Source organism: Rhizobium sp. AC27/96 (genome assembly GCF_001692325.1).
In the GTDB taxonomy this organism is placed as follows: Bacteria; Pseudomonadota; Alphaproteobacteria; order Rhizobiales; family Rhizobiaceae; genus Rhizobium.
Window position 1 is genome coordinate 336,509 of the sequence record NZ_LXKN01000032.1, and the last position, 26,017, is coordinate 362,525.

General features: G+C 61.3%; 24 protein-coding genes. 8 read left to right on the forward strand and 16 right to left on the reverse strand.

Annotated features, from left to right (window positions below; genetic code table 11):
* Positions 1-15: 15 nt before the first annotated feature.
* Genes A6U86_RS23215 through A6U86_RS23235 form a run of 5 tightly spaced genes read right to left on the reverse strand, consistent with a single transcriptional unit; the run spans position 16 to position 5,057 of the window.
* Entirely contained in the window at positions 16-720 is a 705-nt protein-coding gene (locus tag A6U86_RS23215; RefSeq protein ID WP_068395647.1) for an ABC transporter ATP-binding protein, read from the reverse strand.
* The gene (locus A6U86_RS23220; RefSeq protein WP_068395649.1) at positions 717-1,541 is read right to left on the reverse strand and encodes an ABC transporter ATP-binding protein; all 825 of its coding nucleotides are present in this window, start codon (positions 1,539-1,541) and stop codon (positions 717-719) included. Before A6U86_RS23220 ends, A6U86_RS23215 begins: the two co-directional genes overlap by 4 nt.
* The gene (locus A6U86_RS23225; protein ID WP_068395651.1) at positions 1,534-2,391 is read right to left on the reverse strand and encodes an ABC transporter permease; all 858 of its coding nucleotides are present in this window, start codon (positions 2,389-2,391) and stop codon (positions 1,534-1,536) included. Before A6U86_RS23225 ends, A6U86_RS23220 begins: the two co-directional genes overlap by 8 nt.
* On the reverse strand, positions 2,388-3,470 hold the full coding sequence (locus A6U86_RS23230) for an ABC transporter permease (protein ID WP_141683790.1): 1,083 nt from the start codon (positions 3,468-3,470) through the stop codon (positions 2,388-2,390). Before A6U86_RS23230 ends, A6U86_RS23225 begins: the two co-directional genes overlap by 4 nt.
* Positions 3,471-5,057 carry an ABC transporter substrate-binding protein gene (locus tag A6U86_RS23235; protein WP_068395655.1) on the reverse strand — a complete coding sequence of 529 codons (1,587 nt, stop codon included), beginning with the start codon at positions 5,055-5,057 and terminating at the stop codon, positions 3,471-3,473.
* Positions 5,058-5,398: 341 nt separating this feature from the next.
* On the opposite strand from A6U86_RS23235, the gene A6U86_RS23240 reads away from it, so the two are divergent.
* The 3 genes from A6U86_RS23240 (at position 5,399) to A6U86_RS23250 (ending at position 8,514) form a co-directional block, all read left to right on the forward strand.
* Complete coding sequence (locus tag A6U86_RS23240) at positions 5,399-6,499, forward strand: LLM class flavin-dependent oxidoreductase (protein ID WP_068395657.1); 1,101 nt, start codon at positions 5,399-5,401, stop codon at positions 6,497-6,499.
* 140 nt (positions 6,500-6,639) lie between these two features.
* Positions 6,640-7,827 carry an acyl-CoA dehydrogenase family protein gene (locus A6U86_RS23245; protein WP_068395659.1) on the forward strand — a complete coding sequence of 396 codons (1,188 nt, stop codon included), beginning with the start codon at positions 6,640-6,642 and terminating at the stop codon, positions 7,825-7,827.
* Positions 7,828-7,911: 84 nt separating this feature from the next.
* The gene (locus A6U86_RS23250; protein WP_068395661.1) at positions 7,912-8,514 is read left to right on the forward strand and encodes a 2-hydroxychromene-2-carboxylate isomerase; all 603 of its coding nucleotides are present in this window, start codon (positions 7,912-7,914) and stop codon (positions 8,512-8,514) included.
* A gap of 72 nt (positions 8,515-8,586) precedes the next feature.
* Here the strand turns inward: A6U86_RS23250 and A6U86_RS23255 are convergent, their stop codons facing one another.
* Positions 8,587-9,921 (reverse strand): acetyl-CoA hydrolase/transferase family protein, encoded by a 1,335-nt coding sequence (locus A6U86_RS23255; RefSeq protein ID WP_068395663.1) that lies wholly within the window; start codon positions 9,919-9,921, stop codon positions 8,587-8,589.
* Positions 9,922-10,071: 150 nt separating this feature from the next.
* Between A6U86_RS23255 and A6U86_RS23260 the strand changes: the two genes are divergently transcribed.
* Entirely contained in the window at positions 10,072-10,950 is an 879-nt protein-coding gene (locus A6U86_RS23260; RefSeq protein WP_068395665.1) for a glycosyltransferase family 2 protein, read from the forward strand.
* A gap of 68 nt (positions 10,951-11,018) precedes the next feature.
* On the opposite strand, the gene A6U86_RS23265 is transcribed toward A6U86_RS23260, so the two are convergent.
* The gene (locus tag A6U86_RS23265; protein WP_068395667.1) at positions 11,019-11,693 is read right to left on the reverse strand and encodes a GntR family transcriptional regulator; all 675 of its coding nucleotides are present in this window, start codon (positions 11,691-11,693) and stop codon (positions 11,019-11,021) included.
* A gap of 231 nt (positions 11,694-11,924) precedes the next feature.
* On the opposite strand from A6U86_RS23265, the gene A6U86_RS23270 reads away from it, so the two are divergent.
* A complete protein-coding gene (locus tag A6U86_RS23270) occupies positions 11,925-12,953 on the forward strand; it encodes a proline racemase family protein (protein WP_068396096.1) in 1,029 nt (342 codons plus the stop codon).
* A gap of 65 nt (positions 12,954-13,018) precedes the next feature.
* Here the strand turns inward: A6U86_RS23270 and A6U86_RS23275 are convergent, their stop codons facing one another.
* The 6 genes from A6U86_RS23275 to A6U86_RS23300 all read right to left on the reverse strand — a co-directional run bounded on the left by A6U86_RS23275 (position 13,019) and on the right by A6U86_RS23300 (position 18,947).
* A complete protein-coding gene (locus tag A6U86_RS23275; protein ID WP_068395669.1) occupies positions 13,019-14,707 on the reverse strand; it encodes an aconitase X in 1,689 nt (562 codons plus the stop codon).
* A gap of 76 nt (positions 14,708-14,783) precedes the next feature.
* Positions 14,784-16,025, reverse strand: coding sequence for an FAD-binding oxidoreductase (locus A6U86_RS23280; RefSeq protein WP_068395671.1), 1,242 nt, complete (start codon positions 16,023-16,025; stop codon positions 14,784-14,786).
* Positions 16,025-16,747: an amino acid ABC transporter ATP-binding protein gene (locus tag A6U86_RS23285; RefSeq protein WP_068395673.1), complete on the reverse strand. Its 723-nt coding sequence runs from the start codon at positions 16,745-16,747 to the stop codon at positions 16,025-16,027. The genes A6U86_RS23280 and A6U86_RS23285 overlap by 1 nt, the downstream gene beginning before the upstream one ends.
* The gene (locus tag A6U86_RS23290) at positions 16,740-17,393 is read right to left on the reverse strand and encodes an amino acid ABC transporter permease (RefSeq protein WP_068395675.1); all 654 of its coding nucleotides are present in this window, start codon (positions 17,391-17,393) and stop codon (positions 16,740-16,742) included. The genes A6U86_RS23285 and A6U86_RS23290 overlap by 8 nt, the downstream gene beginning before the upstream one ends.
* A gap of 12 nt (positions 17,394-17,405) precedes the next feature.
* Positions 17,406-18,071, reverse strand: a complete 666-nt coding sequence (locus tag A6U86_RS23295; RefSeq protein WP_068395676.1) for an amino acid ABC transporter permease — start codon at positions 18,069-18,071, stop codon at positions 17,406-17,408.
* A 69-nt stretch (positions 18,072-18,140) separates the two neighbouring features.
* The gene (locus A6U86_RS23300) at positions 18,141-18,947 is read right to left on the reverse strand and encodes a transporter substrate-binding domain-containing protein (RefSeq protein WP_068395678.1); all 807 of its coding nucleotides are present in this window, start codon (positions 18,945-18,947) and stop codon (positions 18,141-18,143) included.
* A gap of 476 nt (positions 18,948-19,423) precedes the next feature.
* Between A6U86_RS23300 and A6U86_RS23305 the strand changes: the two genes are divergently transcribed.
* A complete protein-coding gene (locus tag A6U86_RS23305) occupies positions 19,424-20,461 on the forward strand; it encodes an Ldh family oxidoreductase (protein WP_068395680.1) in 1,038 nt (345 codons plus the stop codon).
* Between the two features lie 102 nt (positions 20,462-20,563).
* Here the strand turns inward: A6U86_RS23305 and A6U86_RS23310 are convergent, their stop codons facing one another.
* The 3 genes from A6U86_RS23310 to A6U86_RS23320 form a co-directional block, all read right to left on the reverse strand.
* Entirely contained in the window at positions 20,564-21,526 is a 963-nt protein-coding gene (locus A6U86_RS23310; RefSeq protein ID WP_068395682.1) for a dihydrodipicolinate synthase family protein, read from the reverse strand.
* Between the two features lie 125 nt (positions 21,527-21,651).
* The gene (locus A6U86_RS23315; RefSeq protein ID WP_068395684.1) at positions 21,652-22,353 is read right to left on the reverse strand and encodes a GntR family transcriptional regulator; all 702 of its coding nucleotides are present in this window, start codon (positions 22,351-22,353) and stop codon (positions 21,652-21,654) included.
* Between the two features lie 123 nt (positions 22,354-22,476).
* Positions 22,477-23,547 (reverse strand): LacI family DNA-binding transcriptional regulator, encoded by a 1,071-nt coding sequence (locus A6U86_RS23320; protein WP_141683791.1) that lies wholly within the window; start codon positions 23,545-23,547, stop codon positions 22,477-22,479.
* Positions 23,548-23,767: 220 nt separating this feature from the next.
* Here A6U86_RS23320 and A6U86_RS23325 point away from each other — a divergent pair, with 220 nt between their 5' ends.
* Entirely contained in the window at positions 23,768-24,721 is a 954-nt protein-coding gene (locus A6U86_RS23325) for a sugar phosphate isomerase/epimerase (protein WP_068395689.1), read from the forward strand.
* A gap of 58 nt (positions 24,722-24,779) precedes the next feature.
* Positions 24,780-26,012, forward strand: coding sequence for an ABC transporter substrate-binding protein (locus A6U86_RS23330; protein WP_068395692.1), 1,233 nt, complete (start codon positions 24,780-24,782; stop codon positions 26,010-26,012).
* Positions 26,013-26,017: the final 5 nt, after the last annotated feature.

Here is a 26,017-nt window from a genome sequence, read left to right on the forward strand (position 1 = left end):
ATCGCTTAGCGCGCGCTAGCTGAGTTTTGAGAGATCGGCGCGATCCATGATCCGCGTTATGGCGCCGGCGTCCATGACCGCGGCGCGATCGCACATATGGGCGACGACACCGGGGTCGTGGCTGACGAGCACGAAGGTCATCCCGTGCGACGCCTTGAGATCATTGAGAAGATTGAGGATCCCCGCCTGGACGGACACATCGAGCGCCGAAGTCGGCTCGTCGAGCAGCAGCAGTCTCGGCCGCAGCAGCAAGGCGCGGGCGATGGCAACACGCTGCCGCTGGCCACCGGAAAGCTGATGTGGAAAGCGGCGGCTCGCCGCCGCCGGAAGGCCGACCTGATCTAGCGCCGTTCGCACCTGTGCCTCAACATCCTTTACGCCCCGCAAGGATAGCGGCTCACCGAGAATTCGCTGGATAGTGTGCCGCGGATGCAGAGAGGAATAGGGGTCCTGAAACACCATCTGAATGTTGTCGCGCAGGGTGCCGGCAATCTTTTTCCCGGATTGAAGCGGCTCGCCGAAAACGGAAATCGCGCCCTGCCAATTGACGTTCAACCCGGCGATGGCACGCAACACGGTGGTCTTGCCGCAGCCGGATGGGCCGATGAGGCCAAAGGTCTCGCCGCTCGCAATATCGAAACTGACGCCGTGCACGGCCGTGAACGCCTTGCGTGCGCCTGAAAAGGTGATGGAAAGGTCGGAAACCGAAAGCGCGTTCATCTCTCGGCTCCGTATACCGGCAGGCGTGTGCCGTAGGTTTGTGCCGATGGCCGTGCCGCCCAAAGGGCACGCGTATAGGCGGATTCGGCACTGGCCAGCTCCGTGGCGGCCAATTCCTCCTCGATACGCCCGCCACGCATCACCATTACCCGATCGGCAAATTGCGACACTTGCTGCAGATCGTGGCTGATCAGCAGCAATCCCATGCCGAACTCCTCGGTCAACGAGCGCAAGAGCGCCAATATCTGGTTCTGAAGCTCGCGGTCGAGTGCGGAGGTGGGTTCGTCGGCGATCAGCAGGCGCGGCCGGTTGATCAGCATCGCGGCAATCATGACGCGTTGCCCCATCCCGCCAGACAGGGCGGCCGGATAGCTCGAATAGATCCGCTGCGGATCGGGAAGTCCGACCTTGTGCAACATATCCAGCGCCTGCTCGCGGCGTTCCGCAGCTGAGAGCCGCGTATGCAACAGCAAGGTTTCCTCGACCTGCCGGCCGACCTTGTGTGCCGGGTTCAGCGAATATTTCGGATCCTGAAGAACAAGGCCGATGCCGTTGCCGCGCACCTTGTTCCAGCCGGAGGGTGGCAGGGTCAGGAGATCCCGCCCCTCGAAGGAAAGGCGTTTTGCCTGCACTTGCGCCTGGCGCGGCAACAGCCCCATGATCGCCCGCCCGGTCATCGATTTGCCGGAGCCGGATTCGCCGACGAGCGCGACGATCTCACGTTCCACAGAGAAGCTGATGCCGTCGACGACACGGACCATTCCCGCCTCGGAAGGAAAGGAAACCGAGAGATCCTGAACGGAGAGCAGCGGCTCAGACATGACGGGGATCCAGTATGTCGCGCAGACCATCGGCCAACAGGTTGAAGGCGAGCGAGGTAATGAGGATCGCAAAGCCGGGCACGGCCGCCACCCACCACTGATCGAAGATGACCTGCGTGCCCTCCGACACCATTGCGCCCCATTCGGCGGTCGGCGGGCGAACGCCGAGACCGAGGAAGCCGAGGCCGGCCGCGGCAAGGATGATGCCCGAAAGATCGATGGCGAGACGAATGATGGCGGACGGCAGCACCAGGGGCAGCACATGTCCGTAAAGCAGCCGTATGCCCTTGATCCCGACCATTTCGGCAGCGGCGAGATAATCGCTCCGACGCAACCGCTCGGTTTCGACGCGGGCTTGCCGTGCATAGGCCGGCCAACTCGGCAGCGACAGTGCCAGAGCGCCGTTGACGAGGCCCGGCCCCATGATCGCAACGAAGGCAAAGGCGAGCAGCAGCCGCGGAAACGACATGACGACATCGGTGATGCGCATCAGGATGCGCTCGACGATCCCACCGAAGAACCCCGCGACGAGGCCCACCGCTATGCCGAGGGGAGCCATGATCAGAACCACGAAAAGCAGCAGCAGCAAGGTCGATCGCGCACCATAAATTATCCGCGACAGCAGATCCCGTCCGAAACCATCCGTGCCGAACCAATGCGCCGCACTCGGCGGCATCAGGCGATTGACGGTCTCCTGCAGATTGGGATCGTAGGGTGCGATCACCGGCGCCAGCAAGGCGAGGCACAAAATGAGAAGGACGATCGCGCTTCCCATTGCCGCCGAAGGCGAACGCAGGATACGCCGAACAAAGGAGGGACCGTCAAGCGGATGCTGAACGATGTCGCTCACCGTCTCTTCCCCACATCGAGCCGCGCGACACCGAGATCGGTCAGCGCATTCAGGACGACGAAGGAGGCGCCGACCACGAGCGTCGCCCCGAGGATCGCCGGCATGTCGCCGGCAAACATCGCCGTCGTCAGGTAGCGGCCGATGCCGGGCCAGGCGAAGACGGTTTCGGTCAGCACGGCGCCTTCCAGAAGGCTCGCATAGGAAAGGGCAATCACGATGAGAAGCGTCCCGGATATGTTGGGCATGATATGGGTAAAGACGATGCGGCCGAGGCTCGCCCCCTTGGCACGAGCGGTCGTGACATATTCCTGCCCAAGCTCGGTCAGGATCGACGCCCGTGTCAGCCGCGAGATCGCGGCAAGCGCATGAAAGGCCAGAACGGTCGCTGGCAGCGCCAGATGCGCCAGCGCGTCGCGAAAGGCCCCCTGCTTGCCTGAAATCCACGCATCGATCAGCGCAAAGCCGGTGACGGATTTGACCGTATATTGGAAGACGACATCCGCACGACCCGGCCCGGGCGCCCAATGCAGGCGTGCATAGAAGAACAGCAGCATCAGCAGGCCGAGCCAGAAAATCGGCACGGAATAGCCAAGAAGCGAGACGAGGCGCGCCAGGCTATCCAGCCATGTCCCCTGCCACATGGCCGCGGCGATGCCGAGCGCCAATCCGATGAGTGCGCCCAGGATGATGGCCGCCGTCGCAAGCTCGATCGTCGCCGGAAAAGTCCGCGCGATATCCCTGGCAACCGGCTGGCCGGTCGAGGTCGATTGCCCGAAATTCCCCGACAAGGCCGCCTCGACATAGCGAATGAATTGCACCGGCAGCGGCTGGTCGAGCCCGAGCTCGACGCGCGCCTGCTGATAGGTCGATTGGCTGGCGTGATCGCCGACCATCTGCAGCGCCGGATCGATGGGCGACAGCCGCGTCAGCGCAAAGGTCACGAGCGCAAGCCCGAACAGCGTCAGCGCAAAGGACCAGCCCCAGGTGAAAAGCGATCTCACGAACGACAACTCCCGCCAGGTTTTCTTCTGGCGGGAGTTGGTCATGTCGGCATCGGATGGTGTGGCCGCTTGCGGCACTTACTTCTCCACCTTGTCGTAGTAGACCTGGTCTGCGTTGAGACCCTGGGCATAGTTCTTCACCTTGTCGCTTAGCACGACCTGATCGTTGCCTTGAAGCATAAAGATGAACGGCGAGCTTGCCTGGATCTTCTTCTGCAGGTCCTGATAGAGCGCCACGCGCTTCGCTGCATCCTGCTCCTTGACGGCGGCGAGCGTCTGGTCGGTCAGCTCGGGGATGACCCAACCGGCATATTTGGCGGCCGTGTTGGCGGAGTTGTCCTTGTTGATGGCAAAGGCGCTGGCGTTGGAGTGGGGATCGAAATAGTCGGGAATCCAGTAGCGCAGCGTCATCTCGAATTTGCCGGAACGACCCCGGGCATAGATGTCGCCGGCCACGCCCGGCTGGATGTCCAGCGTGATGCCGGCCTGCGCAAAGGTCGATTGCAGCGATTGCGCGATCGACAGGAAAGGCTGGTCGTTGAAGACGATGAACTCGACCTTGAACGGCGTCTTGATGCCAGCATCGGCCAGGATTTTCTTGGCCTTCTCGACATCGAGCTTGAACGGCGTATCCGTCAGCGCGCCGGGGAAGCCGACGGGCAGGAAGGCCTGATGCACGGTGCTCTGGCCACGAAGCAGGTTCTTGGCAATACCATCATAATCCACGAGGTAGCGCGCCGCTTCCCAGAAGGCCGGATTGCCGAGCGTCGGATTGGCCTTGGTGTTCAGCAGGATATAATCGGTGCGCGCCGACGGCACCGAGAGAACCTTGACGCCGCTCTTGGTCTTCAGCGCTTCGATCTGGTCAGCCGAAAGGCCGCGCGCAATATCGGCATCACCCTGCTCGACCAGCAGCCGGCGAGCGCCGACATCGGGAACATTGCGGATGATGACGCTGTCGAGCTTCGGCTTGTCAGATGAGTTGGCGTTTGCCTGCAGCACCAGCGCCTCGTGCGGCGTGTAGGTGGCGATCGTATAGGCACCGCTTCCGGCCGAATTCGTCTTCAGCCAGGCATTGCCGAAATCTCCCTCCTTCGCCTGCGGCTCGACGGTCTTCTCATCAACGATCGAGGCGATCGGCGCCGTCAGCAGCGACAGAGCAAAACCGGAGCCGACGTCGGCAAACCAGGTGAGCTTCACATGCTTATCATCAACCTTGGTGATGGCGGCATCGACATTGTCGGGCTTCCAGCCCAGCTCATTCAGAATGAAGGCCGGCGATTTATTGAGCTTCACCGCCCGGGTCAGCGAGAAGATCACGTCTTCCGCGCGGACCGGATTGCCGGAGGAGAACTTCGCGTCAGCCAGCTCAAACGTCAGGCTGCGGCCGTCGCTGCCGGCAGCCCAGGAAGCGGCAAGCGCCGGCTCGATCTTCGTGCCATCCTCGCGGTTCGACTGAACGAGACGCTGATAGAGGTTGTTGAAGGACTGTACCGTCGTCAATTCGAAGCCTTCGGCAGGATCGAAGCTGACGGCATCGTCGATCGACTGGGCAACCACAAGCACGTTCGGCGGCGTTTCAGCCCGAACGGCTGATGCACCGAACAGCAGCGCCAGGCTGATGGCTGTCCCCAATAGCCGGGAACGAGAGGCAATGATCGACATGGACGAACTCCCTTAAATGTCTTTTTGCGCGGCGGTCGCGCTCGTTTTTCATTGTGCCGGATACGGCTCAACTAGATGGAAGCATGTAGCAATCTCTTTGTCTGTAGGCAGGCTAAATCGATCCTGCTTTTCACGATTCTTTCGAAAATAATTCCGGGATCTGCAGCTCTTCACATGGCGACGATATGCCGGGCTCCCTCGCCTGACAGCATATGCGGCGCAATTTCAGAAAATAATTTCTATAAAATTAGTAGACTAAAGAAAGACAGGTCTTTCTCTTTCATGGTGCCGGCCCCTAAGGTTCGGACATTGGTGCCGGATAGCGCACGAGAGGAAAAACAATGCCGACCGAATTCATCAGCGTGACGTTCCCCAATGCCTCGACCGAGCTCAATCCCTTGCCGAGCCCGGCAATCGATCCGCGGTTCCTGGTTCGCTATGCTCGATCGCTCGATGACTACGGCTTCAACTACACCTTGGTCCCATACGATTCCTCATCCTTCGACCCCTTCACCATCGGCGCGACGATCGCGGCCAATACAAAGAACATAAAGATCATCATCGCGCTGCGTCCCAATACGCTCTACCCGACCGTGGCGGCAAAGGCGCTCGCCACGCTCGACCAGCTGAGCGAGGGGCGCGCCGTCGTCCACTTCATCGCCGGCGGCAGTGACGAGGAGCAGGCACGGGAAGGCGATTTCCTGACAAAAGAACAACGCTATGAGCGGCTGGAGGAATATATCCACATCCTGCGCCGCGCCTGGCAATCGCCCGAGCCCTTCGATTTCGACGGAAAGTATTACCAGTTCAAGCAATTCCGCAACGCGGTGCGTCCGGTCAACGGCACCATTCCGGTGTCGGTCGGCGGATCGTCCGATGATGCCTATCGCATCGGCGGCGCCCTGGCCGACATCTTCGGCCTGTGGGGCGAGCCGCTGGCGGAAACGAAAGAGCAGATCGACCGCATCCATGCCGAAACCAAGCGGGCCGGCCGCAGCGATCGGCCGCGCATCTGGGTAACCTTCCGGCCGATCGTCGCCGAAACGGATGAACTCGCCTGGACGAAAGCCAAGCAGGTGCTGGTCGCATTGCAGGACAACCGCGCCAAGGGTCTCGGCAAAGTGCCGGCCTCGGCGCCTGCGCCGCAAAATGTCGGCTCGCAGCGACTGCTGGAAATTGCGGCGCGCGGTGACGTGCATGACCGGGCGCTGTGGTATCCGACCGTCAGCGCCACCAATGCCCGCGGCGCTTCGACCGCGCTTGTCGGATCGCCGCAGACCATCGCCGAGTCCATCCTGGACTATGTCGATCTCGGCGCAGAACTGATCTCGATCCGCGGTTATGACAATCTCAACGATGCCATCGACTATGGCCGCTATGTGCTGCCGTTGGTCAGGGCCGGCCTGCTGGAGCGGGCGGAAGGCCAACGGAACGTCGCCTGACGAGGCCGCAATCCCTTCGGTAAGCCCGTCATCCCTATGGTGGCGGGCTCACTCTCTTCAAGACAATAAAACCGACGCCAAAACATGGTGAAACCCACGCCGAGGTTGCCGGGCGGCTCTCATTGGAAAGGCCAAACCAAGTGTCCCAGAACAGGTTCGATCTGACCGATGTCGTGCAGAAACTGGCCGATGCCGCACCGGCCGCCGATGCTACCGGCGAGTTTCCCTGGGTCGGGATCAGGGCCGTCCATGAAAGCGGCCTTCTCGAAAGCGCCGTCGGCAAGCGCTTTGGCGGCGCGGGAGCTTCGCTGCCGGAGGTGGCGCGCATCCTCGCCGACCTCGGACGCGGCGATCCGTCCGTGGCGCTGATCAGCGCCATGACGATTTTCACGCATTTGGGCGAGGCTGGCCGTAACCGATGGCCGGAAGGTCTCTATCGAGGATTGCTGGCGGAGGCCAAGCACCGCCCCATCCTGCTCAATGCCGCCCGCGTCGAGCCGGACCTTGGCTCGCCGGCGCGCGGCGGCCTGCCTGAAACCGTGGCGCGCCGCACGGGAAACGGCTGGTCGATCACCGGTCGCAAGCGTTTCGTCACCGGCGCGCTCGGGCTCACGCATTTTCTGGTCTGGGCATGCACGGATGAGAAGCCGCAACGTGTCGGCACCTTCGTCGTGCCGGCTGGCCTGCCGGGCATCGAGGTCATCCACACATGGAAGAGCCTCGGCATGCGCGCCAGCGGTTCCCATGATGTGCATTTCACCGATGTGGAAGTCCCGCGCGAAGATGTGCTCGATCTCGTCGATGCCGGCAGCGGTGCGCAGGACAATCGCGCCCATGCCAGCATGACGCTGGCGCTGAGCGCAATCTATCTCGGTGCCGCCGAGGCGGCTCAGGCAGCTTTCGTGCGCTTCGCTCATGAACGCGTCCCTTCCAATCTGGGCTATCCCATCGCCCGCACCGAACGCTTCATTTCGCTTGCAGGCGAAATCGATCTTCTCGTTGGCGGAGCGCGGGCGCTCATCTTCAATGCGCTGGACTACAGCCTCGACAATCCCGAGGCTCTCATCCGCGCCCGCCTCCTGGCCGGACGCCAGCTTCTGAAGGCGGCGCGCCTCGCCGTCGGTGCGCTCGGCAATCCCGGCCTCAGCGCCGATCTCGGCATCGAACGGCATTTCCGCGATATCCAGTCCGTTCTCGTTCACGCACCGCAGGAAGACACGGCCATCGCGATTCTCGGCCGCGCCGCGCTGGGGCGCGGACATCTAGCATCGCAATCGCCTGCAAGCGTGGCGACATCCGCCACCAATTCCATTCTCAAAGCCGGTTGACCCACAAGAACCAAAAGACCGAGATGCACTGACACTGCCCGACGAGGTCGCGAGACCTCATCAAATTCAAAACGGAAATGGAAAATGACAAAGACGATCGACTACTTCTTCGGCATCGGCTCTCCCTGGGCCTTCATCGGGCTTGAACCCTTCGGTGCACTGGCAGCACAATACTCAGCGGAAATCCGGCCCTTCATCATCCCCCTTGTCGAGGAAAACGGCGCCATCTCGTCCAAGAACCGGCCGGAAGCGCGGCGGGTCTATTGGTACAAGGATCTGAAGCGCTGGGCAGCCTTGCGGGGAAAAACGCTGAACTTCGATGATCGCGCCGGCCTCTCCGACCCGACACCCGCCGCACTCCTCGTCCTTGCCGCACAGCTGGAAGGCCAGGATTGGTTCACCCTGACGAAAGCCCTGCAGGAGGCCTTCTGGGTTCGCGCAGAAAATATCGGCGATGCCGCGGTTCGCAAGGCGATCGCGGACGCTGCCGGTTTCGACGGAGCAGCCCTCGAAAAGAGGGTGCAACAGGATGATGTGCAAGCCATCTGGAAATCGAACTACGAAGTCGCCAGGACGGCCGGCGTCTTTGGATTTCCGACGTTCCGCTACGAGGGCGAGCTCTATTGGGGGCAGGATAGCCTGCCATTCCTGGAGCGTCATCTGAAGGGCGAAAAGCTCGTTGCCTGAGACGAATTATCTCGATTGCAACGGCCAGGGTGCACACCGCTCCCTGGCCGCGTCGATATGTAAACCGCGACGTCAGTTCAGCGAATGAAGCCCAGCCGCATGCGCGGCCCTGTCCAGCTCCTCGCGAAAATCGGGGTGAGCCAGCCCGATCAGTGCCTTTGCCCGATCCGCTACGGATTTGCCCTTGAGGTTCGCCCAGCCATACTCCGTCACGATAATATGTGTGTCGTTGCGCGATGTGGTCACGGGTCCCGTCAGCGCTGGAACAATGCGCGAGATCGTCCCCTTCGCCGCCGTCGAATGGCAGGCGATGATCGATCGCCCGCCGCGCGAGGCATAGGCACCGCGCACGAAATCCACCTGCCCACCGGAGGCGCTGAACTGTCTTCCGTTGACGAATTCCGAGTTGCAGGCGCCATTCAGGTCAACCTGCATGGTGGCGTTGACCGACACTGCACGATCATTGCGGGCGATGACGAAGGGATTGTTCACATAGTCGACCGGATGGGCTTCGACATCCGGGTTGTCGTGCAGGAAGTCGTAGAGCGGCTGATCCCCCAGGGCAAAGGTGAAGATCGAGCGGCCGACATGCGTCTGCTTGCGGCTATTGTCGACCACGCCTGCCCTGACCAGATTGGCAAGACCCGCCGTCATCATTTCCGTATGGATGCCGAGGTGGCGATGTTTCGAGAGCCGCGCACACACCGCATCCGGCAAGGCGCCGATGCCCATTTGCAGGCAATCGCCATCTTCCACCAGACCCGCGACGATCGCACCGATGGCATCGTCCACCTGGTTGGACGGCGCCGGGGGCAGGATTGGCAGGCCGACGTCGTTTTCGACCAACGCCGCCACGCTCGATACGGGGATCATGCAATCGCCGCGCACATAGGGCATCCGGGCGTTGACTTCGAGGATCAGCCGAATGCCCGGCTTGCGCGATACCGTCAGCGCATAGTCGGTACTCGCGCCCAGGCTGAAATTGCCATCCGCGTCCATTGGCGCGACCGTTGCAATCAATGTGTCGACGCCGACATGCTCGACCAGCGAGCGCGGCACCTGGCTGAAATGGCAGGGTACCAAATCGACAGGAGGCAGGGCCTCAGCCGATCGCCTCTTGTCGAGCGCACGCTCCACGCCTCCGTGAAAATAGCTGACGGGAATGATCTGGTGGCGCAGGTCGAAATCAAAAACGCTGGTGCCGGCCACGCCGGTGCAAAGGAGATAATGGAGCCGCACATTGTCGACGGCTCCGGCCCTTGCCCGTTCGGCGAGCGCCGCAAGGATGGCCGGCGGCTGACCCGCCGCTATGGGCATGGCGATTTTCGCGCCCGACGGAATCAGAGCGACGGCCTCCGCGGCGGATCGCAGGCGTTCGCGATAGAGTATCTGATGGCTATTGGTCATTGGGCCCTCCTCCCAATACTATTTCAGATCAAATCCGCATCCATTGCAATGGGCACATCCCATGCGTCTGATGCGCGCAACCATCGGCACAACCAAGAATTAACGCGTTGATGCTTCTGTATATCCGGGTTGATGTGGACGAGAAGCGCTATGAAGATTGCCGTGGGTGTGGCGACGTCCGGTCGCAAAGCGATATTGGCCTGCATGATCGACAGGCTGGCTGCGCAGACGCGCAGGCCAGACCATCTGTTCCTCAGCCCGGCCACGGACGACGATATCGATATGGAGCGCCTGCGCTCGGCGCCATTTCCGGTGAGCATCGTCTCGTCTCCCAAAGGAAGCTGCCCCCAGCGTAACGCCATCATCAACGCCGCCGCCGGCATGGATGCGCTTACCTTTTTCGATGATGACTTCTTTCCCGTCAGCAACTATCTCGCCGAAACGGAAGCGTTGCTTGAGGCAGACAAAGACATTGTCGTGGCAACCGGACACGTCATCTATGACGGCATCGGCGGGCCGGGTCTGACGGTTGAAGAGGCAGACCGGATCTTGAACGAGGACCCGGACCCGGACCCGGCTCCAACAATCGAGGCCACGCACAATGCCTATGGCTGCAACATGACCTTCCGCCTGCAGCCGATCCTCGCCCATCGCGTCTATTTCGATGAGGAGCTGCCGCTTTACGCCTGGCAGGAGGATGTCGATCTCTGCCGGCGGCTGCGTGCATATGGCAAGATCGTCAGTTTCAATCGGCTGCGCGGCGTTCATCTCGGGGCGAAGGTCGGCCGTACCTCCGGCTTGCGCCTTGGATATTCTCAAATCGCCAACCCGCTCTATCTCGTCAAAAAGCGCTCCGTATCCTTGAAATGGGCGCTGAAGCTGATGGGCGGCAACGTCGCCTCGAACATCGTCGGCTCGATCAAGCCACCACCCTACATCGACCGGCGCGGCCGTCTTCGCGGGAATCTAGTGGCGCTTCGTCATTTGGTGAGCGGCTCGCTCGATCCGAAATACATCACCACCATGTAGGCCTTGGGCGGCATATGGGCGTGTGGCAATCATGACCGGATTCGCGGGTCGCGGATGAGGGTCAGCCGCTAGGCTCGCCGCCCGGGTAGGTGATGCAGCAAGGACTGACAGGCGCCCATGATGTGATCAGTCAGGCAACCGGCAGCTTTTTCCACATCGCCCGTCCTGCAGATTGCCAGCAATTCGCGATGCTCGCGATCGGCCGTTTCTTTGCCGTGCGACAGGGTGAGCTGTACTCGCAAGTAACGTTCGAGCCGATCGTTGACGGACCTTATGGTGCTGACGAGATAGGGTCTTTCAGCGTCCTCATAAAGACAGCTGTGGAATTGCCAGTTCAATTCCGACCAGCGGGCAACGTCGGCTTCCCTGGCAAATGCGTCGCAATAGGCCTCCGCCTTCTCAAACGTCTTTTCCGTCATGAAGGGAGCCGAAAGCCTCAGCGCATTCGATTCCAGAATGGCCCGCACCTCGAAAATCTGGACGATTTCCGGTTCGGAAACGCTGGTGACGATTGCACCTCTGTTGCGGTGAAACTCCACCAATCCCTCAGCCTCGAGCCTTTTAAGGGCTTCGCGAACCGGGATCTTGCTGACATTGAAGAGGCGGGCGACGTCGTCCTGCCGAATGGGCTCTCCCTCATCGAGCGAACCGTCTGCAATGGAATCCCGGATGAATTTCAGGATCACGTCGGAGGTGCTCGGCGCCTTTCCCAGATTGGGTATGTCTTCGACATTAAGAGGCATGCAGGCATTATTCCTTGGATCGCACGCAGGGTGAGCAGAGGTTTTGAAGTCGCAACCTTCCCTCAATATCGTGATCTGGTTCTGCGGCGCAAGGGCGCATTCCTGTCGGTTCGGCTCGTGGATTCAACGCCATTTCAGCCTTTGAACACGGGTTGACGCATCTTCAATATCGTATACGTTATCCTAAATTTTCGGATAACGTATACGATATTGATCAAAGGAGGTATGGCAATGCGCACATCAAAAGTCATCCATGTCGTGAGCTGTCATGCCGAAGGAGAGGTTGGCGACGTCATCGTCGGCGGGGTAGCCCCTCCGCCTGGCGCCACTGTCTGGGAGCAGTCACGCTGGATCGCGCAGGACGAGACTTTGCGGAATTTCGTCCTCAATGAGCCGCGTGGCGGTGTCTTCCGCCATGTGAACCTGCTGGTTCCCCCAAAAGATCCCAGGGCGCAGATGGCCTGGATCATCATGGAGCCGGCCGATACGCCACCTATGTCCGGATCGAATTCGATCTGCGTGTCGACCGTTCTGCTCGACACCGGCATCATTCCCATGCAGGAACCGATCACGCAGATGGTGCTGGAAGCGCCGGGCGGCCTCATCGAAGTGAAGGCCGAATGCCGCAACGGCAAGGCCGAACGCATTCATGTTCGCAACGTGCCGTCCTTTGCCGACAGACTGGACGCCAAGCTTGAGGTCGAGGGCATCGGCACGATCACGGTGGACACGGCCTATGGCGGTGACAGTTTCGTGCTAGTGGATGCGGCGTCGCTGGGCCTCAGCCTTGAGCCAGATCAAGCGCGTGACATAGCCCGCCTCGGCGTGAAAATCACCGAGGCGGCCAACGAGCAGCTCGGCTTCCGCCATCCCGTCAACGACTGGAGCCATATTTCCTTCTGCCAGATCACCGATCCGGTCCAGATGAAAGATGGCATCCTCTGGGGAAAGAATGCCGTCGCCATTCGCCCCGGCAAGATCGACCGCTCGCCGACGGGCACCGGATGCTCGGCGCGCATGGCCGTTCTCCACGCCAGGGGTCAGATGAAAATCGGCGACCGGTTCGTCGGAACCTCACTGATCGATACGGAATTCCATTGCAGCATCGACAGCGCCGTCGATCTCAACGGCAAGTCGGCGATCAGCCCGATCATCTCAGGCCGCGCCTGGATCATCGGCACGCATCAGCTGATGGTGGACCCGGATGACCCCTTCCCCGCCGGCTATCGCCTCTCCGATACCTGGCCGATGGACCTCTAGCCGAACGGCCGCTCTTCATTGCGGAAGGCATTCATCAAAGTGCCTTCCGCCTAATCTGCCTGGCGTCAAATCCAGTCCGGCACCCCTACCGGAACACGCCCGGTCAAGGCTGCTTCTACACAATTGGCAAGGCTGCCGAAGCGCACGATCCGGCCGCTGAGGCCCGGCCCGTAATGGGCGTATTTGCCAGAATTCGTCATGACTGCCCGCGTGCCGGGCGGAAAGACCGGCTCCGAAATCGAACACCAGCAAAGATCGGGCAGAACCTGCACGCCGCTGTCGCGCAGCCGCGCCAGTGTCCCCTCTTCCTCCGCCTTGGCGATGACATCGCGTCCCGCCGTAACGATGACCATCACCTCAGGCAGGCGGCGTCGGCCGGCAAAAGCATCGGCGAGCGCACGACATTCGGCGAGCGACGCATGCGGGCTGCCGATAGCAACGAGTTCGACTTGCTCCGGTCCCTCGTTCAACATCTTCCAGGCGGCGGCCATATCGGCGCGCATAATGGCGTGACGGTCGGCGTTCGGGTGCTGAGCGTTGTTAGCCTCCGGGGTGACGCCTTCGACATGCAGCATGGGTGCGGCGGACGTCGTGCCGAAGGCGGCGCACAGCGCCTTCAAGTCGTCGCGCGACGGATTTCCGGCGGCAAGACCGCGCAGCATAGGAATGCGATCCGGAGAAGCCTTGCCGGCGAGATAGCCGATCAGCGGCCAGAAGGCATCGTCGCGATGCTCCGGCAATTCCACATCGATGATGCGCGTGGCCTTGCGGTTTTCATCCAGATAGACACCGGAGAGCGGCGCGCGGCCGGTCAGCGCGATGCAGAGATCGAGGAAATCCGGGTGCTTGGCCGTACGCGCACCAAGCACGGTGTTAGCGAAAATGACGGCGTTGGATTCGGCCCAGCCAATCGCCTCACCCGCGCCCGGCGCACTATCCAGCAGATAGGGCGAACAGGTGAACGTCGGGCGGCAGCCCATGCGAACATAGGCGTCCGCCAGCCGTGCGGCCGGATCGCCGAAATCCTCCGGCACGCCCTGCGATCGCCAGTTGGCGCGATCGACGGAGATGGCGTTCATGGTTGTGGGAACACGCACGCGACCGCCGAGATCGGCCATCTTCTCCGCGAAGGTGAGATTGGCAGGGCTTGCATAGATGCAGCCGTCGATATGGCCCTGCGTCACATCAATCAGGGATGTCGCGCCCTGTTGCGCCGCCATGGCAACCAGGATCCGCATCGCCTGGGCAACGGCAACACCTTCACCACCCTCGAGCATGGAGCGGTCCGCTTCCGTCAGGGAGAGTGCCGAGGTGGCGGGCGACAGAAGAGGAATGGTCTTACCGTCGGCCACGATGGCAGCGGCTTCGATCCGGATGGTCTTTGCCTGTGACAGGTTGGCGAAGATATCCGGCCGCAGGCGCACCACCGGCAACTGCCGGCCGAACATCTCCGCGGCGACGAGTGCTCCGAGCGTCAGCACATCCTCGGCTTCGCAGAAGATCAGAGCGGCGGGTGCGCGGCCCGTCAGCGCCATATCGAGCAGCACGCCGGAGCCGGTGCAGGACCCACGGCTTGACGGCATCATCAGCACCGCGCCGGTGAGACATTCGCCATGCAAGGGATGATGGACGTCAATGACGCGGCCGGTCGCGGGATCGACCCCGCCCCAGAAGCTCAGCGCTTCCTGCGTGGCGACGACACGGCCTTCCGCCGTGCCGCCCATGATGCTGCGAGCCGGTGCTGTGTCGTTCATTTCACCATAAATCCATGCGCAAGAGGACTATCATCATTGATGCAGAAGGCGATGTGCATCGCCTTGCAAATCTCTATCAGAAGCGTTGCGGCGAGAAGGACGCCAGGTCGATGGGCGGCGTCTGCCCCGTCAGGAGGTCAGCGACCAGACGCGCCGTGCCGGCCGATTGGGTCAGGCCGAGATGGCCGTGGCCGAAGGCATAGAGCACATCCGGGGTCGCCCTGGCGCGGCCGATGGCGGGCAGGCTGTCAGGCAGCGACGGCCGGAAGCCCATCCATTGCACGCCACCCTCCGGCTTGAGGCCGGTCAGGAAGGATCGAGCCTTCTGCAGCATCGCCTCGGAGCGGCGGAAATTCGCCGGAAGCGTGAGGCCACCCAGCTCCACGGCGCCGCCGACACGGATGCCCGTCGAGAGCTTGCTGACGACGAAGCCATGGCCGCCGAAGGTTATCTGCGTGCGCAGATCGAAGGCACCGGCCGGCAGCGTCGTGTTATAGCCGCGTTCCGTTTCGAGCGGGATATGTTCGCCAAGCGTTTTGGCTATCCGGTGCGAGAAAGCGCCTGCGGCCAGAACCACCTTGCGGGCCTCGCGCACCTTCCCATCCGTCGCCACCACCTCGACACCACCGGAAACCGGACGGAGCGCCGAAATCTCCGCGGTTTCGATGAGGCCACCCCGGCTGCAAAAATGCTGCGCCAGCGCCAGCGTATAGAGCTTGGGATCGGCGATGGAATACCAGCCGGGCGTGAAGGTGCCGAGGATGAAGCGGGATGCGAGCCCAGGCTGGATCGCCGCCATCTCGTCGGATTTCAGATGCTGGAACTCGATGCCATGATTGCGGCGCACCTCCCACCCGGGAAGTGACGCCCGAAACTCCGCCTCGCTCTCATAGACCTGAAGGTTACCCTCCTTGCGCAGCATGGAGAGCGTCTCCGTCGCAGCAAGGAAAGGCTCTAGCTCTACCTTGGAAAGATCCATCAGGCTTGTCTGTGCCGCTATCGCGTGGGCAACGCGCGACGGCTGGCAGGCGCGCCAGAAGCGGAACATCCAGGGCGCGATCTTGAGCGCATAGGCCGGCGGCACCGAGAGCGGCCCAAGCGGATCGAGGAGCCATTTCGGCGCCTTCTTCAGGATGCCGGGGGAGGCAAGCGGCAGAATATCCGTGAAGGCGAAGGCGCCGGCATTACCAGCGGAGGCGCCGGCCGCTGGTCCTTCGCGATCTACGACCACAACAGTCAAGCCACGGGACTGGGCGGCAATCGCGGTGGAAAGGCCGATCACGCCCGCCCCGATGACGATAACATCAGGCCTTGTCATCAACGGACGCTCGCCAAGAATTTCTGCGTTTCGGGGTGCTGCGGCGCGCCGAAAATCTGCTCGGGCTTTCCGATTTCCGCCATCACGCCCTGATGGAAGTAGGCAACGCGATCCGAGACATCGCGAGCAAACGCCATTTCATGCGTGACGCAGATCATCGTCATCCCTTCTTCCGCCAGCATCTTCAGCGTATCCAGCACCTCGCCGACCAGCATGGGGTCAAGCGCTGAGGTCACCTCGTCAAACAGCATATATTCCGGTGACATGGCAAGCGCCCGGGCTATCGCCATGCGCTGCTGTTGACCGCCCGACAGGCGCGACAGGTAGATCGAAAGCTTCTCGGCAAGACCGACATGCGTGAGCTGTTTCACCGCGATCTCCTCGGCTTCCCGCCGAGAGATGCCAAGCACCTTGCGCGGCGCCAGCATGACGTTTTCCAGTACGGTCAGATGCGGGAACGCGTTCCATTGCTGGAAGACGATGCCGACCTTGCGGCGCAGTCTGTTCAGGTCCGTCGACTTCGCATGCACTTCAGCACCGTTGATGCGGATGCGACCGGAATCGATCGGCTCCAGACCGTTGATACAGGTCAGAAGCGTCGACTTTCCCGAACCCGAGCCCCCGATGATGGTGACCACCTCACCCTTTTCCACGGTAAGGTCGATCCCCTTCAGAACTTCGAGCGGGCCGAAGGATTTGCGGACATTTTCAATCTCAATCATTGGGGGACCACCGTTTTTCGAGATAACCGCCGAGGCGGGCAACCGGGAAGCTGATGATGAAGTAGATCGCGCCGCAGATCGTCAGGATCAGCAACGGCTCATGCAGCCGAGTGACGAGAACCTGCGAGGCGCGCAGCAGCTCGATCAATCCCAACCATAGGACAAGCGCCGAGTCCTTCATGACGCCCAGCGAAAGGCCGATCCATGAGGGAAGTGAAACGCGCGTGGCAAGCGGCGCCACGATGTAGCGCATATCCTGCGCCCAGCTCATGCCGAGCGAACGCGCGGCGCGGCGGGTATTGGGCGGGACGGCGGCGATGCCGCCACGCACGATTTCGGTGCAATAGGCGGCCATATAGAGCGACAGCACCACGCAGGAGGTGGTGAACGGCGCCCAGCCGAGCTTCAGGATGGATTGCAGCGCATTGCCGAGAACCAGCTGGATCAGCAGCGGCACGGAGCGGAATATATCGAGCAGGAAGGTCAGTGGCGCCGACCAGATGGAACCGGCCTGGACGCGGATTATCCCGAAGATGATCCCGAGGATCGTGCCCGCCGCGACGGACACGCCGGTCACCAGAAGTGTCATCCCCGCGCCTTTGGCGAGGAAAAGAAGGTCGTTCCAGGTGAGGGCTGTATCGAACATTTCTCGCCTCCCTCAGTAGCGGAACATGCGCCAGGCAGCGAGCCGGGCGGCAAGGGTGACGGCCTTGGCGATCAGATAATAGATCACCGCAGCCAGAGCAAAGAATTCGAAGGTACGGAACGAGCGCGCATTCAGCTCCTGGGTGACGCCGGCAAGGTCGGTATTCATGCCGACGGTAACGCCGAGCGACGTCATGAGGATCGCCCAGACCATCTGGTTGGTAACCGGCAGGAAGGCGACACGGAACATCTGCGGGAAAACGATCAGCCGGTAGGCCTGAAGCGCAGTCATGCCCAGCGACCGTCCGGCGCGGGCCTGCGTGTCGGGGATGGCCTTCAGCGCGCCGCGGAAATTCTCCGCGAGATATCCGGCATTGTTGAAGGCGATGCCGAGCAGCAGCGCGGTATAAGGGCTGAGATGAATGCCGAAATTGCCAAGCCCGAAATGGGCCATGTAGATCTGGAAGAGCGCCGGCGTATTGCGCGCAACCTCCACCCAGGTCGAGGCGATACTGGTAAGCACTCGACTGCCGGAAAGCCTGAAAAGCGTGAGCGCCAGGGCGCAGACAAGACCGATCGCCATCGACAGGATTGCGATCTGCAGGGTAACGACCGCGCCATCGAGCAGTTGCGGCAATACCTTGAAGGCCTGGTTCCAGTGGAAGGTGTAGCTGAACATGAACGTCCACCTTTCGGAAGGTCGAACGGCGCGGCCATCAAGACCACGCCGTCGTTGAGAGCGATCCGATTAGCGATAGACGCCGTTCACGGTCAGAGCCGGCAGGGAGCCGCCAACCCATTTTCCATAGAGCTCGGCATAGCGGCCCGTGCGGACCTGCTGGTTGATGAACAGATTGAGATAGTTGATGAGGCCGTATTCCTCACGGTTGGTGAAGAGAGCGACATAGTCGGTCTGGAACGGCGCCTTGCCGACGACAGAGATGCCGGGGAACTTGCCGGATTTCACGGTCGCCTGGGCAACGGTCGAGGTGGAAACCGTCGCGTCGAGCTGGCCCTGGCTCAGCGCCAGGAAGACGTCGGCCTGCGTCTGGTACGGGCGGAACTCACCGGTACCCCATTCCTTGACCTGCTTTTCAAGCGCGATCGCCTCAAAGGTGCCGGCGGTCGCGCCAACTGTCTTGCCCTTCATGTCCTCGAAGGACTTGATGCCCGACTTGTCATTGGACGTGACGGCCATTTCGAATGCGAAATAGGGAACGGTCATGCCGACGGTCTTGGCGCGTTCCAGCGTATCCGAGGTCGAGGCCACGCCGATATCGACGCGGCCGGACATCAGCGCCGGGATGCGTTCCGGAAATGGCGTTTCAACGATCTCAGCGGTAACGCCGAGCGCCTTGGCGAGATCGTTGCAGTAATCGACGTCGAAACCGATCGGATTGTTGTTCTCGTCGCGCGAGCCCATGGGCGGGAAATCGAGCACCACGGCGCAGCGTAGCGTACCGGAAGAAATGATGTCGTCCAGCTTGTCGGCCTTGGCCGGCGTGATGGCGGAAGCGGCGGCCAGAAGGCCGAATGCGATGACCATTTTTTTCATTAGTACCTGTTCCTCCCAAACGTGGTCGGCCGCTTTTTTTGCGACCGCGGCCACTAAACGCTTTTTGCGGTCGCAAATCAAACGTAAAATACATGTAGTATACAAAAAGAATTTTGTGCCGCGAAAAGCGATATCTCCCAATGGTTTACGGTTTCAAGGTCACGGGAAAAGCTTGAGGGTTTGCTGCGACGCAGCTCTGATACTCGCCATTTCCCAGCTGCAAGACCGGCTTGCCGTGGGGTATGAGATCACCCCTTGAACTGGTAGGAAGGCAAACTCTCCGGCACTCTTTGGTGAGATGTCAGAGTCGAGAATCGGCGGCGCGATAGTGCTTATACGCTCGCAGCCATCCATTCTTCCACCGGGTAAGCGGCGACCAGGCGGATCGCTTGCTAGCATGTCGATTTTTTGTATACTTTATGTATTTTAAAATTCAGTCGTTATGATGCAGGCAAACAAGACAGAGGAGAATTCAAATGAGCGATGTCACCACCCTGACGCCCGAAACACTGCAAGGCCGCGTTGTGGCAATCCTTTCGAAGGCCGGGCTCAATGCCGTTCAGGCAGGTGCGATCGCGCGGGTCATCGTTGCCGGCGAACGGGACGCCTGCAAATCCCACGGCATTTACCGCATCGAGGGCGTATTGCGGGCGGTCAAGGCGGGCAAAGCACGGCCGGATGTTGTGCCGGAACTGGCGCAAGCCGATGACTCCGCCATCGTCCGCGTGGATGCCAAGAGCGGCTTTTCCAATGCTGCTTTCGAGCTCGGCGTGCCGGTGCTTGCCGAGCGAGCCCGCCGCTTCGGCATCGCCGCCCTCGCCATCAACGACTGCACCCATTTCGCCGCCCTCTGGCCTGAAGTCGAGGCGCTGACGGACCGAGGCCTTGCCGCTTTCGCCATGTGCCCGAGCTATTCGACGGTCGCACCCGCCGGCGGTACGGCGCCGCTGCTTGGCACCAACCCCTTCGCCTTCGGCTGGCCGCGCCGCGACAACCCGCCCTACGTCTTCGATTTCGCAACCTCCGTGGCGGCTCGCGGCGAGATTGAGCTGCATCGCCGGGCCGGGAAAACTCTGCCCGAGGGCTGGGCCATCGATGCCGATGGGCAGCCGACCACGGATCCGGAAGCGGCTCTTGCCGGCGCCATGCTGCCTTTCGGCGGCCACAAGGGTTCGGCCATTGGCACGATGATCGAGCTTCTCGCCGGCATCATGATCGGTGACTTCACCAGCCGCGAGGCGCTCGACTATCTCGGCTCGACGGCGTTTGCTCCGCGCCACGGCGAACTCATCGTCGCCTTCTCGCCGGAGGCTTTCTCCGCCGGGCGGCCGGGTGATCCGCTGGCCCGCGCCGAAGTGCTTTTCGAAGCGATCGCCGGCCAGGGTGCGCGCCTTCCCTCGCAGCGCCGCTTTGCCGCTCGAGCCAAGGCGGAAGAACACGGTATTCCGTTGACTGCAGAGGAAATCCATCAGCTCGATCGCTTGCTGGAACTGGGCCTCGACGCCGTGGCTTGAGGATTGCCTCGGGCGACCTAACAGCCGGTTAGAAACAGAAAAAGGGCCCCTTGCGGGACCCTTTATATTTTATCGGCAGATGGTGACCGACAGACCGCCGTTTCAGGCTTTGTATTTTTCCACCGCACCCGGCAGCGTGCTCCATTGAGCGTACCAGCTGTTGAACAGCTTGAACTGCGCCTCGACATAGCCGCGCTGGCTGTCGGAGAGCACATCGCTCTCGTTGAAATGCAGCTCATATTCGGCGTCACCCTTAAGCACCATCATGTGCTTGAAGAAGAGCACCAGATCCGGACCCTCGTCGAAGGATGACAGCACGGCGAGTGCTGCTTCGAGCTCAAGCGCCCGCCGGCGCGCATCGGCATCGCCCTTGGCGGCCGCCTGCGCCAGATGGCAGAGATGAATGACTTCCTTGGGCAGCACATTGCCGATGCCGGTGATGGCGCCGGTTGCGCCGCAATTGACGAAACCATGGAACACAGCCGTGTCGACGCCGATCATCAGCGATACGTCGTCATCACGGCTGGTGATGTTTTCCGCCGCATAGCGCATATCCGCCGGTCCGCCGAACTCCTTGAAGCCAACGAGATTGGCATGCTCGGCCCGAAGCGCGAAGAACAGGTCGGCGCGCGTGGCAAAGCCGTAATAGGGGCTGTTATAGATGACGGCCGGAAGATCCGGCGCTGCCGACAGGATCGCCTTGAAATGTGCCTTCTGGGCCGCGATGACCGAGCCACGCGACAGAACGCGGGGGATGACCATCAGCCCCTTGGCGCCGACCTTCTGGGCATGGGCTGCGTGGGCAACGGCCGATGCCGTATTGACCGCGCCGGTGCCGACAATGACCGGGATGCCGGCCTTGACCAGCCGCTCAACACCTTCCATGCGCTGCGCATCGGTCAAGAGCGGCCAGTCGCCCATCGAGCCGCAATAGACCACCGCCGACATGCCAATAGCGATCAACTCCCTGGCCTTCTTCACCAGCGCCTCGAAATCGGGGCTGCGATCGGCTTTGCATGGGGTCATCAGCGCTGGGATCACGCCGGAGAAAATGCTGGATGTCATCTGTCTATCCTCTTGGGGCCTGGGCTGCGGTCGGCAACGCGCCAACCGCCTCAGCGGCCGGGATCACCGTTGCTGCAGAATAGATACATCCTTGCATCCAACTTGTCGACAAGAAATATGCAAGATTAAAGACCAACGTCCAAACGGTCGCCGCGCACCAGCAATTTCTGGATCTGGCTGACGATCTGTTCGGCATGTTCGCGCGCCAGACGCTCGGCAAGCTCGGTATCGCGCGCAGCAATCGCGGCAATCATTTCGTCGTGCTCTTCGACGAAACGGCGCGGCAGACGATCGTCGTAGGATTGATAGTAGAGACGAAGAAGGCGGCGGCCCTCATTGAGCAGGCGACTGAAAAGACCGGTGAAATAGGGATTGCGACCCGCCTCGGCGATCGCGAGATGTAGGGCGGCATTGGTGGAGATCATGGCAAGGGCATCCTGTGCCTCGACGGCCTCGGCAAATTCCGCCTGACGCGCCCGCACAATCTCGAGATCCTCCGGCCGATGATATTTCGCCGCAAGCTGCGTCGTCACGCGGTACATCAGCACCAGCGCGTCGAAATAGCTATGCATGTTCAGGAAGTCGATCTGCGACACCATGGTGGAACGATTGGGCAGCGTATCGATCAGCCCCTCGCCGGCAAGCCGCACCAGCGCTTCGCGGATCGGCGTGCGCGACATGCCAAAACGCTCGGAAAGCTGCACTTCGTCGATGGGGCTGCCCGGCGGCAGTTCCAGGTGCAATATCTCGTCGCGCAAGATATCATAGACCACCTTGACGCCGGAGCCGCGCTTGCGCTCGTTCCGCAGGCTTGTTTCATTATCCATGGCTGGCAGACCTCTCTTTCAGCGTGAGAAATAAAGGGGCATGCCGGGTAAATCAACGCCGCTCTTACCGACCTTGCCCATGTGAAGGAGCGAGTAGGCCTGAGAGCTGGCCGCCGGACTTCCTCAGCCGTTCGGAGGAGCCATACTTTCCCGCAGAATGAACCTGCTGCGCACGACGATGGGTGTCTCCCACTCCTTTTCCGACTGCCCGATAATGTCGAGCAGGCGCGCCACGGCAACCTGCCCCATTTCTTCGAACGGCTGCGAGATGGTGGAGAGCGGTGGAGAGCAAAATTCACAGACCGGCGAGCCATCGAAAGAGACCACCGACAAATCCTCGGGAATCCGCAGACCCGAACGCTGTACGCGGCTGCTGAATGAAATGGCCATGTCATCGCTGGTTGCGATCACCGCCGTCGGCCGCTCTGCAAGCCGGGCGAAATCGGCTGCGGCCTGGGTACCGATCGCGAAGCCCTCCTGGTAATCGAGATTGCCGCCTGACCGGGAGATCGCCTCTTCCGAAAGGCCCGCCTCACGCACCGCCTGAAGTGCTCCGGCATAACGCTCGACGTCATGGTAATTGTCTTCCGGGCCGGCAATATAGAGAAAACGCCTGTGGCCGAGCCTGATCATCTCGGCCGTCGCTTCCCGCACGGCCTCGCGATCGTTGGTCACCACGCTCGGCAGGCCGGCGGCGCTCATGTCGAGCAGCATCGAGACGATCGGCAAACCCGTATTGGCGAGGGATCGCCCATCGACTTCAGGCAGTTTCGACGACAGGATGATGGCGCCACGAACGGTGCCGCCGAAGGCGAGGTCGAGAATATGCCTTTCGGAGTCGGCGTCTCGGCCGAGATTGGCGATCATCAGATTATAGCCGTTCTCGAGCAGGGCCCTGTTGATGCTCTGCAAGACCTGCGGAATGACCTGGGACACGCCATAATAAAGCGAGCCGGGCAGGATGATCATGACGGTGTTTGATTTGCCGACCCTCAGACCCCGGGCCATGGCATTCGGCGTGTAGCCCAATTGCTTGGCGGCGGCGTCGATCTTCGCGCGCGTCTTCTCATTCACCCGCCCGGGATTGGCAAGGGCGCGGCTAACCGTGGAGATCGCCACCCCCGCCAGCCGGGCAACATCCGCCATCAAGGGTCCGCTATGCTCCTCCGGCGGCATATCCTTGTTATCTTTCACTTTTTCGCGTCCTTCCCCATGCCTGTTGCGCCGGATGCTACGGTAATCCCGCCCACATAGCAAACGTTTGCCAAAAATCACTTGCATATGAAAACGACTTGTCTACTATCTAGGCATGGCAAACGATTGCCAAAAGACAGTGCATTGAAATCACTATGGATTATTTGCTGCGGAACCCTTTCCGCAGACGGTTTTCCTTACTCTCGAAACGGATAGTCTCATGAGCTCAACGGAACGACTTCGCTTTGGTGTCGACCTCGTCACCTTCTTCCACCCCGGTTTCTGGGGCGTCGAGGATTATGACGGCATCATCGCCCTGTCCCGCAGCGAACCGCGCGTCTTCTGGGACAAGATTCTCGACGCTGTGCAGGCCTCCGGCGTCACCGGCGTCGAACTGACCTTCTCGCCGTTCAACTGGCAGGATGCGACCAAGACCTATGGTTCGGTTGAGAATTTCGCCGCTGAGCTTTCCAGGCGCGGGTTGACGCTGGCGAGCGGCTTCTTCGCGGAACTCGAAGCCGCCGGCGATTTCACCGAAGCATCGGCGCAGGCCGCCATCATCGACAAGGCGGAAAAATACGCGGAATTCCTTAAGGCATGCGGCAGCGACATCATGGTCATCGGCGGGCCGCTTCGCCAGACGCTCGGCGAACAGCCGGCTCGCTTTTTCGATTTCGAGCAGGCGCGCAAGATTGCCGATTTCCTCAACCGTCTCGGCGCCACCCTTTACGCCAAGGGTGTGCGGCTGGCACTCCACACCGAGGCGCACTCGATCTTTGCCGCCGCACGCGATGTCGATCTGCTGATGTTGCTGACGGATCCGGCTTACGTGCATATGTGCCCGGACACGGCCCATATCATCGTTGCCGGCTCTGATCCGCTGCAGCTTGTCGACCGTCACCATGAGCGTGTCATCATCGCCCATTGGAAGGATGCGCTCGGGCCGATGCCGGCCGACACTGTTATCGACGAGCATATCCATGATCGCCATCGCCCATATTTCTGCGGCTTCGGCCTTGGCCGCGTCGATTGGCCGGGCTGGGCCAGGCTGCTGCGCGACCGCGGCTATGAGGGCTGGGCCATTCTCGAGCTCGATGCCGCCGCCGATCCGGTTGCCGACATCGCAAACGGGCTGACGCTTGTGCGGCAGGCGCTACTGCCGATCTATCGCTGATACAATGATCTGAAAACGAATGGCCCCGCCAAGAGGGCTTTCTTGAAGAGGTGGAACGATGAAAGACCAAATGAAACTTCTATTGATGGGAGCCGCGCTCTTTGCGGCCTCTCTTCCTGCCCATGCCGAAGACAAGCCGCAGGCCGAGGTGATGACCTCCTGGACTTCCGGCGGCGAAGCCGCTGCCCTTGATGTCATCAAGCAGGCGTTCGAAAAGCGCGGCGGCGTCTGGAAAGATTCCTCCATCGCCGGTTTCGGCGCGGCTGATGCCGCCTTCCAGAACCGTCTGGTTGCGGGCGATCCGCCGGCTGCCAAGCAGGCGGTGATCGGCCTTGCCAATACCGATTTCGTCAATCAGGGACTTCTGAGCCCGATCGACGATGTGGCGAAAGCCGGCAAATGGGCTGATGTCCTGCCGAAATCGATCCTCGATCTCATCTCCTATAACGGTAAGGTCTATCTCTCGCCGAGCGACGCCCATGGCGAAAGCTGGGTATTCTATTCCAAGGATGCCTTCGCCAAGGCCGGCATCGCCGAGGAGCCCAAGAGCTGGGATGAGTTCTTCATCGCGCTCGACAAGCTCAAGTCCGCCGGCCTCCAGCCGGTTGCCTGGGGCGGTCAATCCTGGCAGGAATCCAAGGTCTTCAACATGATCCTGCTGACGCAGGTCGGCATCGACGGCTTCCTGAAGATCTATGTCGACAAGGACAAGAGCGACGCATCCGTCGACGGCGTGAAGAAGACGCTCGATATCCTCGGCAAGCTGCGCGCCTATGTCGATGAAGGGGCTGCCGGCCGCAACTGGAACGACGCCACAGCCATGGTCATCACCGGCAAGGCCGGTGTGCAGTTCATGGGCGATTGGGCCAAGGGCGAATTCGTTGCCGCCGGCAAGGCGCTTGGCAAGGACTATGGCTGCATGCTCGCACCGCAATCACCCGGCATGGTCTACGTCGCCGATTCCTTCTCCTTTCCGAAGATCGCCGATGCGGCCTCCCAGAAGGGGCAGGCCCTGCTCGCCGAAGTCGCCATGGATCCGGCCGTGCAGGTCGAGTTTTCGCTGCGGAAAGGCTCGGTCCCGATGCGTACCGATGTCGACAAATCGAAGCTCGACATATGCGCGCAAAAGGGGCTGGAGCTGATGACCGCAGGCAAGATCGTACCCGACCAGGCTCTGATCCTCTCGCCGCAACAGGCCGGCGCTCTCAACGATTTCGTCGACGAGTTCTGGACCAATCCGTCCGAGGACAGCGCCTCGGGCGCCGAGAAATTCTTCGCGATCTTCGAGTAGGCCTC

Coding starts and splice junctions, on each gene's coding strand:
- A6U86_RS23215 (WP_068395647.1), bottom strand. CDS start 720: ATGAACGCGCTTTCGGTTTCCGACCTTTCCATCACCTTTTCAGGCGCA.
- A6U86_RS23220 (WP_068395649.1), bottom strand. CDS start 1,541: ATGTCTGAGCCGCTGCTCTCCGTTCAGGATCTCTCGGTTTCCTTTCCT.
- A6U86_RS23235 (WP_068395655.1), bottom strand. CDS start 5,057: ATGTCGATCATTGCCTCTCGTTCCCGGCTATTGGGGACAGCCATCAGC.
- A6U86_RS23240 (WP_068395657.1), top strand. CDS start 5,399: ATGCCGACCGAATTCATCAGCGTGACGTTCCCCAATGCCTCGACCGAG.
- A6U86_RS23250 (WP_068395661.1), top strand. CDS start 7,912: ATGACAAAGACGATCGACTACTTCTTCGGCATCGGCTCTCCCTGGGCC.
- A6U86_RS23255 (WP_068395663.1), bottom strand. CDS start 9,921: ATGACCAATAGCCATCAGATACTCTATCGCGAACGCCTGCGATCCGCC.
- A6U86_RS23260 (WP_068395665.1), top strand. CDS start 10,072: ATGAAGATTGCCGTGGGTGTGGCGACGTCCGGTCGCAAAGCGATATTG.
- A6U86_RS23265 (WP_068395667.1), bottom strand. CDS start 11,693: ATGCCTCTTAATGTCGAAGACATACCCAATCTGGGAAAGGCGCCGAGC.
- A6U86_RS23270 (WP_068396096.1), top strand. CDS start 11,925: ATGCGCACATCAAAAGTCATCCATGTCGTGAGCTGTCATGCCGAAGGA.
- A6U86_RS23275 (WP_068395669.1), bottom strand. CDS start 14,707: ATGAACGACACAGCACCGGCTCGCAGCATCATGGGCGGCACGGCGGAA.
- A6U86_RS23280 (WP_068395671.1), bottom strand. CDS start 16,025: ATGACAAGGCCTGATGTTATCGTCATCGGGGCGGGCGTGATCGGCCTT.
- A6U86_RS23285 (WP_068395673.1), bottom strand. CDS start 16,747: ATGATTGAGATTGAAAATGTCCGCAAATCCTTCGGCCCGCTCGAAGTT.
- A6U86_RS23290 (WP_068395675.1), bottom strand. CDS start 17,393: ATGTTCGATACAGCCCTCACCTGGAACGACCTTCTTTTCCTCGCCAAA.
- A6U86_RS23295 (WP_068395676.1), bottom strand. CDS start 18,071: ATGTTCAGCTACACCTTCCACTGGAACCAGGCCTTCAAGGTATTGCCG.
- A6U86_RS23300 (WP_068395678.1), bottom strand. CDS start 18,947: ATGAAAAAAATGGTCATCGCATTCGGCCTTCTGGCCGCCGCTTCCGCC.
- A6U86_RS23305 (WP_068395680.1), top strand. CDS start 19,424: ATGAGCGATGTCACCACCCTGACGCCCGAAACACTGCAAGGCCGCGTT.
- A6U86_RS23310 (WP_068395682.1), bottom strand. CDS start 21,526: ATGACATCCAGCATTTTCTCCGGCGTGATCCCAGCGCTGATGACCCCA.
- A6U86_RS23315 (WP_068395684.1), bottom strand. CDS start 22,353: ATGGATAATGAAACAAGCCTGCGGAACGAGCGCAAGCGCGGCTCCGGC.
- A6U86_RS23325 (WP_068395689.1), top strand. CDS start 23,768: ATGAGCTCAACGGAACGACTTCGCTTTGGTGTCGACCTCGTCACCTTC.
- A6U86_RS23330 (WP_068395692.1), top strand. CDS start 24,780: ATGAAAGACCAAATGAAACTTCTATTGATGGGAGCCGCGCTCTTTGCG.